The 18036-nt window shown below is 72.5% G+C and carries 6 protein-coding genes; 5 read left to right on the top strand and 1 reads right to left on the bottom strand.

The annotated features are described in order from the left end of the window. Positions 1 to 237: 237 nt before the first annotated feature. A complete protein-coding gene (locus ACFYW8_RS26935) occupies positions 238 to 2556 on the bottom strand; it encodes a helix-turn-helix domain-containing protein (protein WP_389081253.1) in 2319 nt (772 codons plus the stop codon). A 302-nt stretch (positions 2557 to 2858) separates the two neighbouring features. Here ACFYW8_RS26935 and ACFYW8_RS26930 point away from each other — a divergent pair, with 302 nt between their 5' ends. The 5 genes from ACFYW8_RS26930 (at position 2859) to ACFYW8_RS26910 (ending at position 18025) form a co-directional block, all read left to right on the top strand. Further along, positions 2859 to 3071 (top strand): hypothetical protein, encoded by a 213-nt coding sequence (locus ACFYW8_RS26930; protein ID WP_389081247.1) that lies wholly within the window; start codon positions 2859 to 2861, stop codon positions 3069 to 3071. Positions 3072 to 3392: 321 nt separating this feature from the next. Beyond that, on the top strand, positions 3393 to 5138 hold the full coding sequence (locus ACFYW8_RS26925) for an asparagine synthetase B family protein (protein WP_389081242.1): 1746 nt from the start codon (positions 3393 to 3395) through the stop codon (positions 5136 to 5138). Positions 5139 to 5455: 317 nt separating this feature from the next. After that, positions 5456 to 7249, top strand: a complete 1794-nt coding sequence (locus tag ACFYW8_RS26920) for an acyl-CoA dehydrogenase family protein (RefSeq protein WP_389081237.1) — start codon at positions 5456 to 5458, stop codon at positions 7247 to 7249. After that, complete coding sequence (locus tag ACFYW8_RS26915) at positions 7246 to 16674, top strand: amino acid adenylation domain-containing protein (protein WP_389081232.1); 9429 nt, start codon at positions 7246 to 7248, stop codon at positions 16672 to 16674. The genes ACFYW8_RS26920 and ACFYW8_RS26915 overlap by 4 nt, the downstream gene beginning before the upstream one ends. A gap of 1 nt (position 16675) precedes the next feature. Continuing rightward, complete coding sequence (locus tag ACFYW8_RS26910) at positions 16676 to 18025, top strand: MFS transporter (RefSeq protein WP_389081226.1); 1350 nt, start codon at positions 16676 to 16678, stop codon at positions 18023 to 18025. The last annotated feature ends 11 nt before the right edge of the window (positions 18026 to 18036 follow it).

Below are 18036 nucleotides of genomic sequence, written 5' to 3'. Positions count from 1 at the left end.
GAGGGCAGGACCGAAAAGCACGACAGGCATCCGGCCGCCTCCGTGCAATTGTTGACAACATTATCAACGTTCTTACTGAAATCTCAATGCACTGTCAGATGGACAGGGCATTCTTGAGTCACGCACAGAATGGCGTGAATTCGAAGAATTTGCTTATGTATTTGACAGGCTTCTCTTATCGCGCGAATAGGGTTTCCTGTTATCGCGACCGAACACGCACTCGGCGAGGTCCCGAGGTCACCCGGTTTCCAGCCGGTCCGCGAGACCGTCGAGCTCACGGATTTCGGCGGCGGCCTCCGCCTCCCGGGGGCTGTTCAGCTCACCGAGTCCCGTGCGGGCGGCGAGCAGGGTCTCGCGGGCCTCCTGATATCGGGCCAGCCGGCGCAGCACCAGCCCGAGATCGAGCCGGGCCGGTTCGCTCCAGGCAGGCATCGTCGTGGCCTCGAAGCAGGCAAGGGCCTCCCGGAGCGGTGGTTCGGCCTCGCTCCAGCGGCCCAGGGCCGCGAGGTCGTTGCCGATCTCCTGCCGGGATGTCGCCCGGTACATCGCGATCAGTTCCGTCGGCTGCCCCGGCGTCCCGGCGTTGCAGATGGCCTCGCAACGCCGGTGTATGGCCAGCGCCTCCTCGGCCTGGCCGTACTGGCGCAGATAGGTGCCCAGGGTGTTCAGAACCGTCAGCCTGCCGAGGCGACCCGGCAGGGATGCCTCGGCACCGAGGCAGGCGGCCGCCTCGCGGAGCCGGTCGAGGGCCTCGCTGATCCGGCCGAGCCGGTTCAGCGCCCCCGCTCCGTAGCCCAGCGCCCAGCCCACCAGGACCCTGTCCTCGATCGCCCGAGCCACCTCCAAGGCGGCGTCGGCGGCCGCCAGAGCCGCGTGGTGGTCGTAGACGCAGAGGTTGTAGGACCAGGCCAGGTAGTTCAGGTGGACGGCTTCGGCCCGCCGGTCCCCCAGCGCACGGGCCGAGTCGACGGCGCGCTGGAAGACTTCCACCCACAGCTCCCAGTGCTGGTTCACGTCGGAGAACCAGTGCATGGCCTCGGCCGCGTCCACGACCTGCCGGTGCCATCCGGCGGCGTGGGCACGGCGCAACGCGGCGAGCCATTGGGGGCGCTCGGCCTCCAGCCACACGCGGGCCCCCTCACGGTCGGCGGGCGCGCCGGCGGGGTCGGGATCGCCTTCGGGACTGTCGCCACGGTGGTCGACATCGAAGTGGAGCGCGGCCGCGGTCGCGCGGCGCAGCATCCACCGTGCGGCCCTGTCCTGGACCGCGTCGCACGCGGCGGTGCCGTCCTCGGCGGTCGACCGTTCGGCGGCGAACAGCTTGAGAAGGTCGTGTAATCGGTAGCGCTCGGTGGCGGCGTCGGAGTGCAGGAGCCCGGCGTCGGCCAGGTCCTCCGCGTATCGGGCCGCCTGGACGAGGGGTATCTCGGCCAGCAGGGCGGCGGTCTCGGGGCTGAAGTCGGGCCCCGCAGCCAGTGTGGCGCGGCGCAGAACTCGCCTGTGTGCCGGGGACAGTTGCCGGTACGACAACGCGAAGGCGGCCCGCACCTGAAGGCCGCCGGCCTTGAGTGCGTCCAGGCGGCGCCCTTCCTGAGCGAGCTGCGCGGCCAGCCGCCCGAGGTGTTCATGGGGTCTGCCGACGAGACGCTGCCCGGCGATACGCAGTGACAGCGGGAGATAGCCGCACAGGTCGGCGATGTCGCGGGCGGCCTGGGGTTCCTGCTGGACCCGTCGGGCGCCGACGACCCTGGTCAGCAGTTCGATCGCCTCCTCCCGGCGCAGCAGCCCCAGTTCGGTTCGGTGGACGGATTCGAGACCGGCCAGCGTGTGGCGGCTGGTGACGATCGTCAGCGAGGGGCCGGTTCCGGGTAGCAGGGGGCGGACCTGTTCCTCGTCCGAGACGTTGTCCAGCAGGAGCAGCAGGCGTCGGTCGCGGATCACGGACCGGAGAAGTCCTGACCGGTCGTCGGTTCCGGCCGGGATCGCGCTGTCGGCCACGCCCACCGCGCGCAGGAGGCGGGCGAGCGCGTCGCGTGCCGTGGTGGGCTCCGGGTCCATTCCGTGCAGGTCGAGGGCGAACTGCCCGTCCGGGAAGTGCGGTTTGAGGCGGTGCGCGGCGCGCACGGCGAAGGAGGTCTTGCCGAGGCCGGGTTGCCCCGAGACCAGGACGACCGGCGGGTGGGCGGGGTCGGTTTCCCGTACCAGGGCGAGCAACCGGTCGAGAGCGGCGCCCCGGGCGGTGAAGTCCTGGAGGTCACGCGGCAGGGCCAGGGCGTGGTGGGAATCGCCCCCTGTGCTCGAACGGGGGCGGGGCCGTCCGAGGCTGGCGGCCCGCTCCAGCCGGGCGGTGGCGGCGGAATCCAGCCCGAGAGCGTCGGCGAGGGCCTCCACGGTGCGGCGCTGCGGCCCCCGGGCCCGGCCGCGTTCCAGATCCGCCAGCGCGCGGACGCTCACTCCTGCCGCGTGGGAGAGGCTCTCCTGGCTGAGCCCGGCGCGGGCGCGCAGTTCACGCAACTGCTGCCCGAGGTCTCCCGCGGTCGGTATACCGGTTTCCATGGTGCATGTCTCTCGATCGGCCTGATATAGAACGGATTCGATCTTCCGGCAGAAGTATGGCGGACGGTATTTCCGCCGGTGGAACCGCCTGGTAAGAGGTGCGCGGCCATGGTCGACTGGGATTCGAGTCCGCGGGGATTTCTCCTCGGGGGCGTTGTTGCGTCAAGGCACGGGTGTCCACGGCTGGCGACCGTTTTCCCGGGACACCGCGCCTTCCGCTCGTCCGTGCGGGTACGGGGTGGCCTTCGCCACGAGGTGCCGGCAAGCGCACGGCCGGGCATCGGAAGACCAGGGGAGAAGACATGGGTATGCACGAGGGCCGGGTCGATGTGCCGAGGCGCCGGGTTCTCGCCACCTGGGCGTGCACCGCGGCGACCGCGCCGACGCGGAACACCGCGTGGGCGACCGGGGCTTCGGCGACCACGACGACGTCGGCCGTCGTCCACCCCCCTCTGTCGTGGCCGTTGGACGACGCGAGTGTGATCGCCTACTCCAGCGGGGTTGCGTGCTCATGAACGAAGCGCCACGGTCGAGAAGACGGGCGGCGAATATCTCCGTGACCGCCCCGACTCTTTGCAATACGCGGGTGAACTCTCCCCGCGATCGGCTCGGTTGAGGCCGTTCTCCGGTCCGGCCGGTTTCGTGGCAGGCCCCCTCGACGGGCTGCTCGCCGTGGATTCCCCTTGTCTGATTCCGCCTTATGGGGACTCACGGAAACGTAAGCGGGCATTGCTCTGGCTCCGATGCCCACATCTGTACTGAGATCAGGATGGCAAGTGTCCGGTATTGCTGGTTGGCTTGATTGGGAACGCGACCTTCGGGAGTCCCGACTGACCGTGGCCCACCTGGGTTCCTCCCTCGTCACCCGCGCACAGGGTGGCCCGGGCATCTGGCAGCGCGAGCACATCGCACTGGTACGACGCGCGTTGGCCACGGACGAGGTGCCGGCTGTGGCTTCCGGCCCCGACGGCGAGGTGCTCGCGGTCGCGGTGTGCGACGGACACCTCTACAACGCGGGCGAGTTCACCGCCCGCGGTGGTGCTGACGGCTTCACCGTCGCAGGCGGCGGCAGTTCTTCCCAGGCCGTGCTGCGCGCCTTTCTGCGCCGAGGACCGGCGGCGGCGGCCCGGTTGGACGGCGAGTTCGCCTTCGCCGTGTGGGATGCGCGCCGCGGGGAACTCCGGCTCGGCCGGGACCGGCTCGGGGTGAAACCGCTCAGCTACTTCCCCACCCGCTCCGGGGTCGTGTTCGCCTCGGACGTCGCCACGGTGACCGGGCACCCGCTGGTGTCGGCAGATCTGGACGCCACCGGACTCAACGCGCTGGTCAGCCAGTTGCGCGGTCCCGGCCACGGGGTGCTGCGTGGGATGCGCGAGGTGCGCCCCGGCCACACCGTGTGCTTCGCCCCGGACCGGCGAACCGAGGAACGTTACTGGGGACTTGAGGCCCGGCCGCACGAACTCGACCGCGACGCCACGATCGCCCGGGTGCGTGCGTTGCTGGAGGAGTCGATCGGCCGGGTGACGGACGGGGCCGAGGCCGGGGTCCTGCTGTCCGGTGGCCTGGACTCCAGCGTGCTGACCGGCCTGACCGCTTCCGCCGGCCGTGCGCCGCGTACGTTCACCGTGCTTTTCGGCGACAGCGCCGCCGCGGTGCCGGACCGTCCCTTCGCCGAGGAGGTGGTCCGGATGTGGAAGTGCGACCACCGTGAGATCGCCGTCCGTCCGGAGGACCTGCTGGATCCGGTGACGCTGGCCGAGGTCCTCTCCGCGAAGGACCAGCCCACACCGTTCGGCGACAAGAACATCACCCCGTACGTCTTCAGCCGACGCGTCGCACACGATGTCCCGGTGGCCCTGAGCGGTGAGGGAGCGGACGCGCTCTTCGGCGGACTGGGCGGTTCGATCGACGCCGGTCGCCGTCTCTCCTCGTTCCCCTGGACAGAACGCTCCCGGCGCTTCGGGATGCCGCACGGCATCGGCACCGGCCTGTTCGACCAGGCGCTGCTGCGGGCCACCGACATCGACGGCCACCTCGACCGGATGTTCCGCGAGGCGATGGACGAGGTTCCCCACCTGCCCGGGGGTGACGGCGTCGACCGGCTGGCGCGTCAGGTGGACTACCTGACGGTGACCCGGCTGCTGGAACAGACAGTGCTGCACTCCGAGCGGTTGAGCACCAGCGCCGGGCTCCAGGTGCGATTCCCGTTCACGGACCACCGGCTGCTGTCCTTCCTCTACAACGTGCCGGCCGCCATGAAGTCGTTCGACGGCCGGGAGAAGAGCCTGCTGCGAGCCGTCGGGCGGGAGTTGGTGCCGCAGTCGGTGCTCACCCGGGCCAAGGTTCCGTACCCGATCACCTACGACCCGCTCTACAAGGCAGGCCTGGTCCGCCGGCTCCGGACGCTGCTGGAGGACGGCGCGGCGCCGGTGCGTCCGCTGGTGGACCTGGCCGGCGTCCGGCGGATGGCCGACGACCCCGCACTGCTCGACCGTGGCGGCTGGCTCGGCCGGGCCGACGCCGAGATGGTCCTTCAGCTCGACGACTGGATGAGACGCCTGCAGGTGCGCCTGCGCCTCTGAGCCCGTCCCTGCCTGCCGTGCCGGCCAACGGGATCCACCGGGCGATCTCGGTTCAAGCCGTCCTGGTCAACGGCATGAACGGGCACGTTCCCGGTCCCGTCGGCAGTTCCGTTCCCGGTTCTTGCGTGCCGATCGATGTCGCCCACCGGGCCGTCGTTCCCTGTTCGCGCTTCGTTGTCCGTCCGTTCCACGCCCACCCGGACACCCGGGCCTGCCGCTGTGCCCCCGGGCAGTTCCCACTGCCCCGCTTCGCGCGCCGCCGTCGGCGCCGCAGGCCTCCGTCCGCCCTGTACCCCCGCTACACCTGAGGACTTGCTTTGGCACCCCCCACACGCAACGCCACCAGCGACCCGGACCGTCCCAGCTTCCTGGAGGAGGTCTACCAGGGCCGCTTCCGATGGGACCTCGTCCGCGGCTTCCCGGTCCAGGATCCCGAGGACGCCCGGACCGGCGACCACCTCATCGGCGAGCTGACCGCACTGCTGCGTGACCGGGTCGATCCCGACGAGACCGACAGTCGCCGCAGGCTGCCCGACGGCCTCCTCGACGAACTGGGACGGCGCGGCTACTTCGCCCTCCAGGCCGCCCCCTCCCTGGGCGGCCACGGACTCTCGCACTACAACACCTTCCGGATGGTGGCGGCCGCCGCCTCCGTCTCCACCCCGGTGGCGCTCTCCCTGGCCATCGAGAACGCCCTGGGTGCGAGCGCCTTCCTGTCGGTGGTGCCGAAGGGCCCGCTGCGCGACCTGCTCACCGATGTGGTGCGGCGCGGAGGCCGGTCCGCCAGCGCGGACAGCGAACCGGAAGGGGCGGCCAACCAGCGCCGGTCCACCACCGCCACCCGGATCGTCGGCACCGAGGACTACCTGCTCAACGGGCGGAAGGTCTTCGTGGGGCACGCGCCCGTGGCCGAAGTGGTCAGTGTCTCGGCGACGGTGCGCGAGGACGGCGCGGACCGGGTGCGGATGTTCTTCGTCCGTACCGACAGCCCCGGGGTGACCTGCGGCGTCTGGCACGAGTACATGGGTATCAAGGGATTCCCCAACGGCTGGCTGGAGTTCCGGGACGTGCGGGTGCCCGGCGAGCTGATGCTGGTGGAGCGCGATGCCGGGCATGCCGTCCGCACCACCCCGGCCACGGCCCGGCTGGTCGGGCGCGGCCGGATGCATCTGATAGCCGCGCCCTCCCTCGCGGTGGCCCGGCTGTGCGTGGGGTGGATGCGCGACTTCGCCGCGCGCCGGATCATCGACGGACGGCCGCTCGCACAGTACGAGGAGGTGCAGCGGCAGTTGGCCGACTCGCTGGCCGACACGTTCGCTGTGGAGACCATGGCCCAGTGGTGCCTGCTCCCCGACGACGGGAGCGGGACACTCAACCTGCGGTTCGAGCAGAACGCGGTGAAGAACGCGAGCTCGCTGCTGAGCTGGGGCATCGCCGACCGGGCCATGTCGCTGCTGGCCGGCGAGGGGTACGAGACCGCCGCGAGCAAGCGGAGGCGTGGTGCGCCACCGGTGCCGCTGGAGCGGTTCACCAGGGACCTGCGCAACCTGCGGATCTCCGGCGGAGTCGACTTCCAGATCGACAACTGGATCGGCAAGCTGTCGATCCTTTCGTACTACTACCCCGAGCCGGAGGACGCGGACGCGCTGCTGTCCGAGGACGGGGCCGAGCCCGACCTGACCGGCGCCGTCCTCGACCCGCGCAACCTGGACCACCTGCGGTACGCGGCGGCTGAGACCCGTCGCTTCGGGCGTACCTGTCTCCAGCTGGCGCGCAGCCACCCCGACCGGGAGGAACTGGCGTCACGTGAGCGGGTGTTGATCCTGCTGGCCGGGATCGCCCGGGAGATCCTCGGCATGTCCCTGGTACTGGCCCGCGCGTCGGCCATGTCGGGCTCCGGTGACGAGAGCGCCCAGCCGCTCGCCGACGTCTTCTGCTCCGCCGCCCGGCACCGCGTGGACGACCTGCGCCGTCGACTCGACGCTCCGCCCGGCCCGGACTTCGCCGCCGTCTCCGCCGGCTGGATGGCGGGTACGGAGTTCGGCTTCCTCGATCCCCCGTCCCCCGCGAGCCCCGAGCCCACTGCCCGTCCCGAGGAGAACCACGCATGAGCACGACGACCGCATCCATACCGCTGTCCGTCGGGCAGGAGGCGATGTGGATCGCCTGGAAGGTGGATCCCGGCCAGTGGAGCCACATCATCCCCACTCCGTTCCAGGTCCGCGGCACCCTCGACCTCGGGCGGCTCCGCCGGGCGGTGGCGGAGATCGGCCGCGCCCACCCGCAGCTGCGGGGGCGGGTGAGCTCCGAGTCGGACGGCGGCCTGACCCTCGACTGGTCCGACGCGCCGGAGATCCCCGTCCGGGAGACACACACCACGCTGGACCGGGACACCGCCGTACGACAGTGCTGGCAGGTCCCGTTCGACCTGCGCGAGGGACCGCTGGCCCGGGTCGACCTGCTGCACGGGCCGGACTACACGGTGCTCCTGATCGCGGCGCACCATCTGGTCTACGACGGCGCCTCGGTCCTGCTGCTGCTCGACTCGCTGCGCGCCGCCTACGCCGGTGAGGAACTGCCCTTCCACGACCAGGCTCCGGCACTCGCCGCCTTCGCCGAGCGCTCCAGGGAGCTGGCCGACGGACCGGCCGGCGAGGAGCACCGTGCCTACTGGAAGACAGCGCTGTCCGGTGGGACCACCGCCTTCTCGCTGCCGGCAAGCCATGAGGAGCCGCAGTACACGGTGTTCAGTGAGCGGTTGCCGGCCGAGCTCGCCGTGGCGCTGCGGGAGCGCGCCGCCGGGCTGGGGATCTCCTACGTCACCGTGCTGCTGGGCGGGTACTTCGCCCTGCTGGGAGAGTACGGCGGGGCCGAGGACGTGCTGGCCTTCCTGCCGTACCACGGTCGTACCCTGCCGGAACTGGGCGACCGCGTGGGCTACTTCGTCAACGCGCTGCCGGTACGGGCCGAGGTGCGCGCCGACGACAGCTTCCGCGACCTGCTGGACCGGGTGCGCGGACGGGTCAAGGACGTACTCGGCCACGGCGAGCTGCCGCTGCCGGCCATCATGCGCGCGGCCGGGCTGACCGGGCCGGACGCCCGGCGCCGCACCCACCAGACCGTTTTCCAGTTCTGGCACGCCGGGCTGCGTGACGGCGTGGACGTGCAGGACCTGCGGCTGCGGGCCGACGGCGACGAAGCGTCGTTGGCGCTGCTCGACATGGAGAGCAGCGCCGGCTTCGCCCTCGCCCTGATGGTCCGCGAGGACAGCGCCGGTACCCATCTGCTGTGGAAGGACCCGGTCGGCGCTGTGGGCCCGGCCAACGTGCGGGCCATGGCCGCCGACTACCTGCGGGTGCTGAGGGCCATCGCCGACGATCCCGATGCCAGGCTCTCCGGGGTCGTCCGGGGCGCCGGAGTGTCTGCCGCGCACCCGTCCACCGGGCCGGCGGCCGACGAATCCACTCATGAATCCGCCGGTGCGTCCCTCGCGGCCTCCGGACTCCCGGACGGCGACGAGCGGGTCGCCCGGATGGCCGAGGTCTGGCAGGACGTCCTCGGCAGCGGACCGGTCCACGCCCAGGACTCGTTCTTCGAACTCGGCGGGCACTCCCTCCTGGCGGAGACACTGGTGCTCGCCGTCACCCGCCGCTTCGGTGGCCCCGCCTCCATTCGCATGCTCTTCGAACACCCCCGGCTCGCCGACTTCACCGCACAAGCCGTCCCCGCCGCCGAAGCCGGCCCCACGACAGCGGCCACCGTCCCGGCGGTGGCCCCCGCCCCCGATACCGCCCCCGATACCGGCACCGGCACCGGCACCGGCACCGGCACCGACAAACACGTCGCGCGGCCGATCGACACGTTCCCGGCCTCCAGCTTCCAGCGCCGGATCTGGCTGGCCGAGCGGGTGGCCGAGGACCCGGCCGCCTACAACGTGCCACTGGCCTGGCGCACCGACACCCCGTTGGACGCCACCTCCGTGCGTGCGGCCCTGGCCGCCGCCGTGGCACGCCACGAGATGCTGCGCACAGCGTTCCACGAGGTGGACGGCGAGCTGATGCAGACCGTGCGGGAGCCGTGGGCCCCCGAGGTCACGCAGGTCGATCTCAGTGACCGGCCCGACCCCGAACAGGCGTTGCGCGACTGGCTGCGGAGCGCGTCGCACGAGCGGTTCGACCTCGCCTCCGGCCGGCTGCTGACCGCGGCACTCGTCGAACTCGGCGCGGGCGGGCAGGTGTTGTTCGTCTGTCTGCACCACCTGCTGTGGGACGGAGAGTGCGAGACCCTGCTGCTGCGCGAGCTGGACACCAACTACGCGGAGGCGCCCTCCTCCGCGACGGGTTCCACCTCGCCCTCCGGCTCCGGCCGGCGGTCGCACCCGGCCTCCGCGCACCAGGAACGCATGTGGTTCGTCGACCGGTTCGAGTCCGGGCACCTCTACCCCGGTTCACCGACCTACCACAACCTGCCGCTCTACCTCCGGCTGGACCGCCTGCCGGACCACGGCCTGCTGACCCGGTCGCTGCACGCGGTGGTCGGCGCCCACGAGGCGCTGCGCACCGAACTGGCCGACGTGAACGGGCGCGCCGCCCAGCGGATCCGGCCGGAGGTCACGGCCGTCCCGCAGTGGCTGCCGGCCGTCGCCGCGCAGGACGGCGCCGAGGTGCCGCCCGCCCTGGCGGAGTGGGCCGCGGCCCCGTTCGAGCTGGGCGACGGGCCGCTGCTGCGGCTGGCCGTGCTGCCGCAGGACGGCACGGCCGGCGGCTGGCTGGCGCTCTGCGGACACCAGGCGGTCGTGGACATCACGTCGCTGCGGCTCATCGGTGAACAAGTGCTGGCCGGCCTGTCCGGCACGGCTCCCCGGCCCTCCAGTTACCGGGAGTGGCTGGAGGCGGGCGACCCGGACGTCCGTAAGAGGGACCTGACGGAGCGTGGCGCGGTGCTGGAGCCGGTTCCGGACCCGGTCCGGCTGCCCGAGCGCCGTACCCGTGCCGCCATCCACGTGTACGAGGAGCGGTCGGTCTCCTTCGATCTGCCGGCCGGCCTGGCGCTGCGGGAGACCGCCGAGCGGCTCGGCACGGGCGTGCCGGAGGTGACGCTCGCCGCCTTCGCCGCCCTGCTGCACTGGTACACCGGCCAGGAGGACATGGTCCTGGGTCTGTCCCACCCGGGGCGGACAGACGCTGACCAGGACGTGGTCGGCCCGCTCGGCAACCTGCTGCCGGTCCGGCTGCGTCCGCGGGCGCGCCGCAGCTTCGCGGAACTGGTCGCGGACACGGCGGCGGAGACCGCGCACGCCCGGGAACACGACCGGGCGCCCTTCGACGAACTGGTGCGGCTGGTCAACCCGGCGAAGGACATGAGCCGCACCGCACTGTTCGACGTCCTCTACAGCTACCTGCCCGCGGCCTCGCCGGTCTCCGGCCGGGACGGCATCACCGCGCAGCCGGTGGACACCGCGGGAGGCCGGGGCAAGTACGACCTGCACCTGTGCCTCCAGCCGCGGGACGGCGGCCACCGGGGCCACCTGGTCTACAACGGCCTGTACTTCGGCCCCGACCAGATCAGCGCCATGGCCGTCCACTACGAGGCGATGCTGCGGCAGCTCACCGAGCGTCCCGACCGCGAGGTGTCCGACACCGACCCGCTGACCCCGGACGAGCGGACCACCCAGCTCGTCCGGTGGAACTCCACCGGCGCCGGGTACGAGGAGACGCCGGTCCACGAACTGATCCGGCGCCAGGCACTGGCCCGTCCCGGCGCGGTGGCGCTCACGGACGGCGGTACCCGGATCGGCTACGCGGAGCTCCTGGCCGACGCCGAAGCGGTGGCCCGCGGACTGGTGGAGGCCGGTGTGCGTCCCGGCGAGCTGGTCGCGCTGCTGTTCCCCCGGGGGGCCGACCAGGTTCGCGCGATCCTCGGCACGCTGCTGGCCGGAGCCGCCTACCTGCCGGTCGACCCGGCGGTCCCGGCGCAGCGCCGGGAGTTCATCCTCGCCGACTCCGGAGTGCGGCTGGCGGTGGTGCCGGGGCGGGACGCCGGAGCGCTGCCGGGCGGCAGCGAGTTCTCCGGGCGGGTGCTGCCGCTGGCCGGCCTGCTGGACGGGGAGCGGCCGGCGGATTCCGTGACGCTGCCGTCCGTGACGCTGGACTCGGCGGCGTACTGCATCTACACCTCCGGCACCACCGGCCGCCCCAAGGGTGTGGTGATCACCCACCGCAACCTGGCGCGGCTGCTCGACAACGACCGGATGCCGTTCTCGTTCGGGCCCTCGGACGTGTGGACGATGTTCCACTCCTATGCCTTCGACTTCTCGGTGTGGGAGCTGTTCGGCGCTCTGGTGCACGGCGGCCGCGTGGTGCTCGTCTCCGAGGACGAGACCCGCGACCCCCGGCTCTTCTTCGAGCTGGTGCAGCGCGAGCGGGTCACGGTGCTCAACCAGACACCGAGCGCCTTCCGCAGGCTGCTGCGACTGGAGCCGTCGTCGCCGGACGGGCTCAGCGCCCTGCGGTACGTCGTCTTCGGTGGCGAGGCATTGCAGCCGGCCATGCTCTCCGCCTGGTCGGAGCGCCACCCGCAGGTGCGGTTGGTCAACATGTACGGCATCACCGAGACGACCGTGCACGCCAGCGTGCGGACCGTGACCCGGACCGACATGGCAGCCGACACCAGTGTGGTCGGAGTACCGATCCCCACCACCCGGCTGCTGTTGCTGGACCGGCACACAGGCAGGCGGCTGCTCCCCGTCGGCGCGGTCGGCGAGATCTACGTCGGTGGTGCCGGCGTGGCGGGCGGCTATCTGCACCGCCCGGAACTGACCGCCGAGCGCTTCGTCCCCTCGCCCTTCGCGGACGGCACCCTCTTCCGCAGCGGTGACCTGGCCGCCTACCTGCCGGACGGGAACCTGCGGTTCATCGGACGGGCCGACTCCCAGGTGCAGTTGCGCGGTTACCGCATCGAGCCGGGCGAGGTGCAGACCTGTCTGACCGAGCACCCGGACGTCGCCGACGCGGTGGTCTTCGTCGAGGACGACCGGCTGGTCGCCGTGGTCCAGAGCGCCCGTGAGATGACCGTCCGCGAACTGCGCGGCGTCCTGGCCGGGCGGCTGCCGTCGTACATGCTGCCGTCGCTCTTCCACGTCGTGCCGCGCATCCCGCTGACCGCCAACGGCAAGGTGGACCTGACGGCGCTGCGGGCCGAGACCGCCGGGCTCGGTGACGCCGGCCGGACCGCGCCGAGGTCGGCCACCGCCGTCGCGCTGGCCTCGGTGTGGTGCGAGGTTCTCGGCGTACCGTCGGTGGGCGACGAGGACTCGTTCTTCGCGCTGGGCGGCCACTCCATGCTGGCGGTGCGGCTGGTCGGCGAGATCGCCGAACGGTTCGGCGCCGACCTGCCGATCAAGACGCTCTTCGAGACACCTCGGCTCGGCGACCTGGCCGCGCTGATCGACGCGGTGACCGGACACCGTACCGACCGCCGGCCGGCCGGCCTCAGGACCACCCCGGAACCGGCACCGACCACACTCCCGGCGCCGGTGACCGCGGCCGCGCCCGTCCTTTCCCCGTCCGCCGCGGGGGCACCGGTCGCGGCCGGCGAAGCCGGTCCGGCCAGTGCCTTCCAGCGGCGGATGTGGCTGGCGGAACAGGCCGGCGGTGGCTCGGGCGGCAACGTCTTCCTGGGCTGGACCGTCACCGGGCGCGTCGACCCGGCCGTCCTGGAGGAGGCGCTGGCCCGGGTCGTCGCCGGCCACGAGATCCTGCGGACCGCCTTCCGGCCCCGCGCCGGCACCATCCGGCAGGTCGTCCTGGAACCATGGCGGCCCGGCGTGGAGGCGTTCGCGCCGCAGGACGCGGACAGCGCCGGGGAAGCGGCCACCCGCTGGCTGGACGCCGCCGCCGGGCAGCCGTTCGACCTGGGTTCCGGCCGCCTGCTGCGCGCCGCCGTGGCCGACCTCGGCCCCCGCGGCCAGGCGGTGATGCTGTGCCTGCACCACCTCGTGATCGACGGGGAGTCGATACCGGTACTCCTGCGCGAACTGCGTCGCTGCTACGAGGACGCTCTCGCCGGGGTCCCCTCCGCGCCGCCCTCCTCGCAGTACCGCGCCTACACCGCCGCGCTGGAGGCCGCAGACCCGGCGCGCCGCGCCGTCGAACTGGACTTCTGGCAGGACCGGCTGGCCGGACTGCCCGCCCGGCTCGACCTGCCCGCTCCCGTGCGAGCCGGTGAGAACGGGGCCGTACGGGTACCGTTGCCGGCCGGCCTGCTCGGCAGGCTGCGCCCGGTGATGGCCGAGCACGGCGCCACCTGGTTCACGCTGGTCGCCGCGGCGCTGTCGGTGGAGCTGCACACGTGGACCGGCCGGTCCACGCTGACCTTCGGGGTACCGGCCGCCGTCCGGGGGCCCGAGTTCGCCGGTCTGCTCGGGCCGTGCCTCAACACGGTGGTGCTGCGTTCCCGGCAGGCCCCGGGCGGCACCGTCCGGGACGCGCTGGACGCCATGCGCACCGAGGTCCTGGATGCCTTCGAACACGCCGGAACCCCCTTCGACGAGGTACTGGAGCGGCTCAAGCCCGACCACGTGCCCGGCCGGGCCCCGTACACGGACGTCGTCCTCAACATGAACCTGCGCGGCGACCGCCGGACGCTGCTCGGCGACGCCGAACTGCGGCCCCTGTTCGCCGAGTCGCTGTGGAAGCACGAGGCGAAGTTCGGCCTGACGCTGACCGTCGCCGAGGAGGACGGCGAACTGAGCGCCGTCCTGTCCTACCAGGGCGACCGGGTCGCCCCCGCCGACGCCGAGGCGCTGGCCGCGGCCGTCGCCACGTCGCTCACCGGCCTGGCGGCCGGCGCGCGCCCCGCCCAGTACCGGGACTTCGTCGCGGCGCAGGAAGCCTTCCGGAACGGACCCGGGCACGAGGCCGACCTGTCCTACTGGCAGGAACAGCTCGCCGGTGCCCCCGTCTACACCGACTTCCCGGTGCCGGAGCGGGAGGCTCCGCACGGCGTGGTCGACGTGGTCGTCCCGGCCGGGACAGGTGACCGGCTGCGCGCCCTGCAGGTTCAGTGCGGCGTCTCCCCGTTCATGACGGTGGCGACCGCGCTCGCCATCGTGCTGCACCGGCGTACCCACGGCGACGACACCGTGGTCAGCACACCGCTGACCAACCGGGGACGGCCCGGCCTGGCCGAGGTGTTCGGTCCGCTGCTCAACACCGTCACGCTCCGCTCCCGGTTCGTCCCCGGCATGACGGTCCGCGACGCTCTGACGGCTACCCGGGATGCCACCCTGGAGGCGTTCGCCCACGGCGAGACACCCTTCGAGGACGTTGTCGCAAGGCTCAACCCGCAGCGCCGGCCGGGCCGCACCCCGTACGCCGACGTCTCGCTCGCCTTCGCCACCGCCGCGTCCCGCCCGGCGACGCTCGGCGGCCGCACACTGCGGGCGGTCGAGATCGACGGCGAGGGCGCCGCGTTCACCGGCAAGCTCGGCATGACCGTGGCCCTCACGCTCGACGGTTCTCGGCTGCACGGCCGGATCGCCTACCACGGAGGCCGTTTCCGCCGCTCCGACATCGAGCAGACGGCGCACACCCTGGGCACCCTGCTGGGCCGGATCCCGGACAGCCTGGACGTCGAGGTGGACCGGTTCGACCTGCTGACGCCCGAGGAGTCCGCCCGGATCCGGGCCTGGGAGACCGGCCCCGAGCCGGCGGCTGTCGCGACCGTGCCGGCACTCCTCCTGGAGCAGGCCCGGATCCGCCCCGACGCCCCCGCGATCGAATCGGGACGCGGCACGCTCGGGTACCGCGCCCTGGTCGAACGGGCCCGCCGGGTGGCCGCCGCAGTACGGCCGCTGCTGCCGGAGTCCGAGCCGGTGGTGGCCCTGCTGCTGGAACGCGGCGAGGACTTCGTCGTCGGCATGCTGGCCGCCTGGTTCGCCGGGGCCGCGTTCTGTCCGCTCGACCCGTCCTGGCCCACCGCCAGGCAGGAGTTCGTACTGGAGGACGTGCGGGCCGCCGTGCTGCTGACCGCCCCGGGGCTGCCCCGACCGGCCGCCTCCGGCGCCGTCGTCGTCGAGGTGACGGACCTTCCGGAGGACCCGGAGAGCATCGAGTCGGGCACCGCTTCGGACTGGTCCCCCGAAGCGACCGCGTACGTCATCTACACCTCCGGCACGACCGGCCGTCCCAAGGGCGTGGTGGTCAGGCACGGCGGTATCGCCAACCTGGCCCGCTCCACCGGGGCCACCCAGGGCATCGGTCCCGACGACCGGTGCACCCATCTGCTCTCTGTCGGCTTCGACTCCTCTCAGATGGAGGTCTGGCAGGCGCTGGTGAACGGGGCGTGCCTCGTCCCGCACGAGGAGACGGTGTCCGCCTCCACCCTCGGCGACTGGATCGACGGACGGCGGGCGACCGTGGCCTTCCTCACCACCTCGCTGGCGGAGGCGGTGTGGAGCGCGGGCAGCGCCCCGCGCGGGCTGCGCTGGATGGGCATCGGCGGCGCCGCGCTCTCCCAGCGCCCGCCGGCGGACCTGCCCTACCGGCTGCTCAACTCCTACGGTCCGACCGAGAACACGGTCGCCTCGTCCGAACAGGTGATGACAGCGCGGGACGACGCGCCGCTCAACTGCATCGGCCGGCCCATCGCGGGCGTGCGGATGCTGGTGCTCGACGCGCTCGGCCGCCGCTGCCCGGTGGGCGTCGACGGAGAGATCCACCTGGCCGGCGCCAGTCTCGCCGCGGAATACCTGCGCAGGCCGGAACTGACCGCCGAGCGGTTCACCACCGTCGAACTGGACGGCGCTCCGCTGCGCGTCTACCGCAGTGGTGACCTTGGACGCCGGCTCGCCGACGGCCGTGTGGAGTACCTGGGCCGCGCCGACAGGCAGCTGAAGATCCGCGGCTACCGCGTCGAGCCCGGCGAGATCGAGCACTTCCTGCTGCGACAGCCGGAGGTCGAACTGGCCGCCGTCACGGGCGACCCGCGGCGCACCCCGTCGCTCGTCGCCTACGTGGTGCCCGCCGTCGGCCAACGGCCCGACACCGGCGGCCTGTTGGAGCGGGCCCGCGCCGAACTGCCCGCGTTCATGGTCCCGGAGGCCGTCGTCGTACTGCCCACGCTGCCGCTGACCACCAGCGGCAAGGTGGACCACGCGGCGCTGCCGGAGCCCGGCCGGACCGATCTGGTCGGCGCGGCCGGATTCACCGCGCCCGGCAACGGCACCGAACGTCGGGTGGCCGCGCTGTGGTCGGACGTCCTCGGTCTGCCCGAGGTCGGCGTGCACGACAACTTCTTCGACCTGGGCGGCAACTCGCTGGTCCTGGCCAAGCTGCACAGCAGGCTCGTCGTGGCCTTCGGCCGGGACATTCCGATCACGCTGTTGTTCGAGCACACCACGGTCTCCTCGCTGGCCCGCGCGCTCAGCCCGGAGAACGGGCCGGCGTCGCAGCCCGGTGCGTCCCGGCGGTCCAGGGCGGCCGGACGGCAGGCACGGCGCGACAGGCGACGCGGCAACGGCACGGAAGGCGCGTGACATGACCATCAGCAACCCCGCACAGACAGCGGTGGACCCGCCCGCCGGGATCCGGCACCACCGCACCCTCCGGGTGATCATGGTGGCCGAGACGGTGTCGATGCTCGGCACCCAGATCAGCGCGGTCGCCATGCCCTGGCTGGTACTTCAACTGACCGGATCCGCCACCGACATGGGCCTCGTCATGGGGGCCCAGGTCGCGGCGATCGCCGTGTTCGGGTTCTTCGGGGCCAGGTGGACCGGCCGGATCGGGGCGCGCCGCGTCATGCTCGTCGGTGACGCGCTGCGCGGCCCGCTGGTGGCGCTGCTGCCCGTGCTGTATTTCCTCGGGCAGCTGAACACCGCCGTCTTCGTCGCCGTGATGTTCGTGATCGGCGCGTTCTACGCTCCGTACACGGCGAGCCAGCAGTCGATCCTGCCCACCGTGGTGGGTGAGAACGAGCAGTTGCTCGGCCGCGCCAACGCCGCGCTGCAGAGTGCCACCCGGCTGAGCGTGCTGCTGGGCCCGGTCCTCGGCGGCCTGCTCATCTCCCTGCTGGGAGCGCCCCGGGTACTGCTGTTGGACGCGTTGAGCTTCCTGTTGTCCGCCGTTCTGCTGCGCCGTTACCTGCCGCGGACCGGCTGGCCGTCGCCCTCGTCGGCGCGGCGCTCTCCCGCGGCCGGACTGCGCCTGCTGCTGTCGGACCGGCTGCTGGGCAACTGGTCGGTCGCGCTCGCGCTGGGGGAGATGGCCTGGCAGGCGCTCTTCGCGCTGCTGCCGGTCATCGCGGTGACCCGGGAAGGCGGCTCGTCCGTGGTCGCCGGTTCGCTGCTCACCGCCTTCGGCGGTGGCGCGCTGGCCGGCACCCTGCTGGCCGGGCGGCTCATGCGTCGGCTGCCCGCCCGACGGCTGGCGCTGGGCGGACGGATCGCGCTGGGTATCGCCTTCACCGGGCTGCTGCTGCCCCTGAACATGCCCGGCCTGACAGGGCTGCTTCTGGGTGTCGGATTCCTGAACGGCGTCTCCAGCGCCCCGGTCGCCACCGTCCGGGTGCTGCGGATACCCGCGGAGCAGCGCCCCGAGGCGCTCACCGTCGCCACGGCCCTGGCACTGCTCGGCGGCACGATGGGATGGGTGCTGGCCGGCACGACCGCGGAGCGGTCGGGGCTGCCGCACGCCTTCGCGGGGCTGGTGGCACTTCAGCTGGTGGCGGCGGTGCTGTTCGTCGTCGGCGGCATCGGCACCGCTCCGGCGCCCGCCGCCTCCGCCTCCCCGGGCCTGGCCACCGCCGGCGGTCAAGCCGCTGAGGATGCCGCCGGGGAAGCCCCTGGGGAACCGCCTGCGGCGAGCGGTGAAACGGCGCGCGGTTGACCGGCCGTCAG

The sequence above is a fragment of the Streptomyces sp. NPDC002742 genome (assembly GCF_042888885.1).
GTDB lineage: Bacteria > Actinomycetota > Actinomycetes > Streptomycetales > Streptomycetaceae > Streptomyces.
Note: the sequence above shows the minus strand (reverse complement) of the source record. Positions and strands in the feature narration are given on the sequence as shown.

Excerpts from the sequence above, each read along its gene's own strand:
- ACFYW8_RS26915 (WP_389081232.1), top strand. The coding sequence starts at position 7,246 with ATGAGCACGACGACCGCATCCATACCGCTGTCCGTCGGGCAGGAGGCG.
- ACFYW8_RS26930 (WP_389081247.1), top strand. The coding sequence starts at position 2,859 with ATGGGTATGCACGAGGGCCGGGTCGATGTGCCGAGGCGCCGGGTTCTC.
- ACFYW8_RS26910 (WP_389081226.1), top strand. The coding sequence starts at position 16,676 with ATGACCATCAGCAACCCCGCACAGACAGCGGTGGACCCGCCCGCCGGG.
- ACFYW8_RS26935 (WP_389081253.1), bottom strand. The coding sequence starts at position 2,556 with ATGGAAACCGGTATACCGACCGCGGGAGACCTCGGGCAGCAGTTGCGT.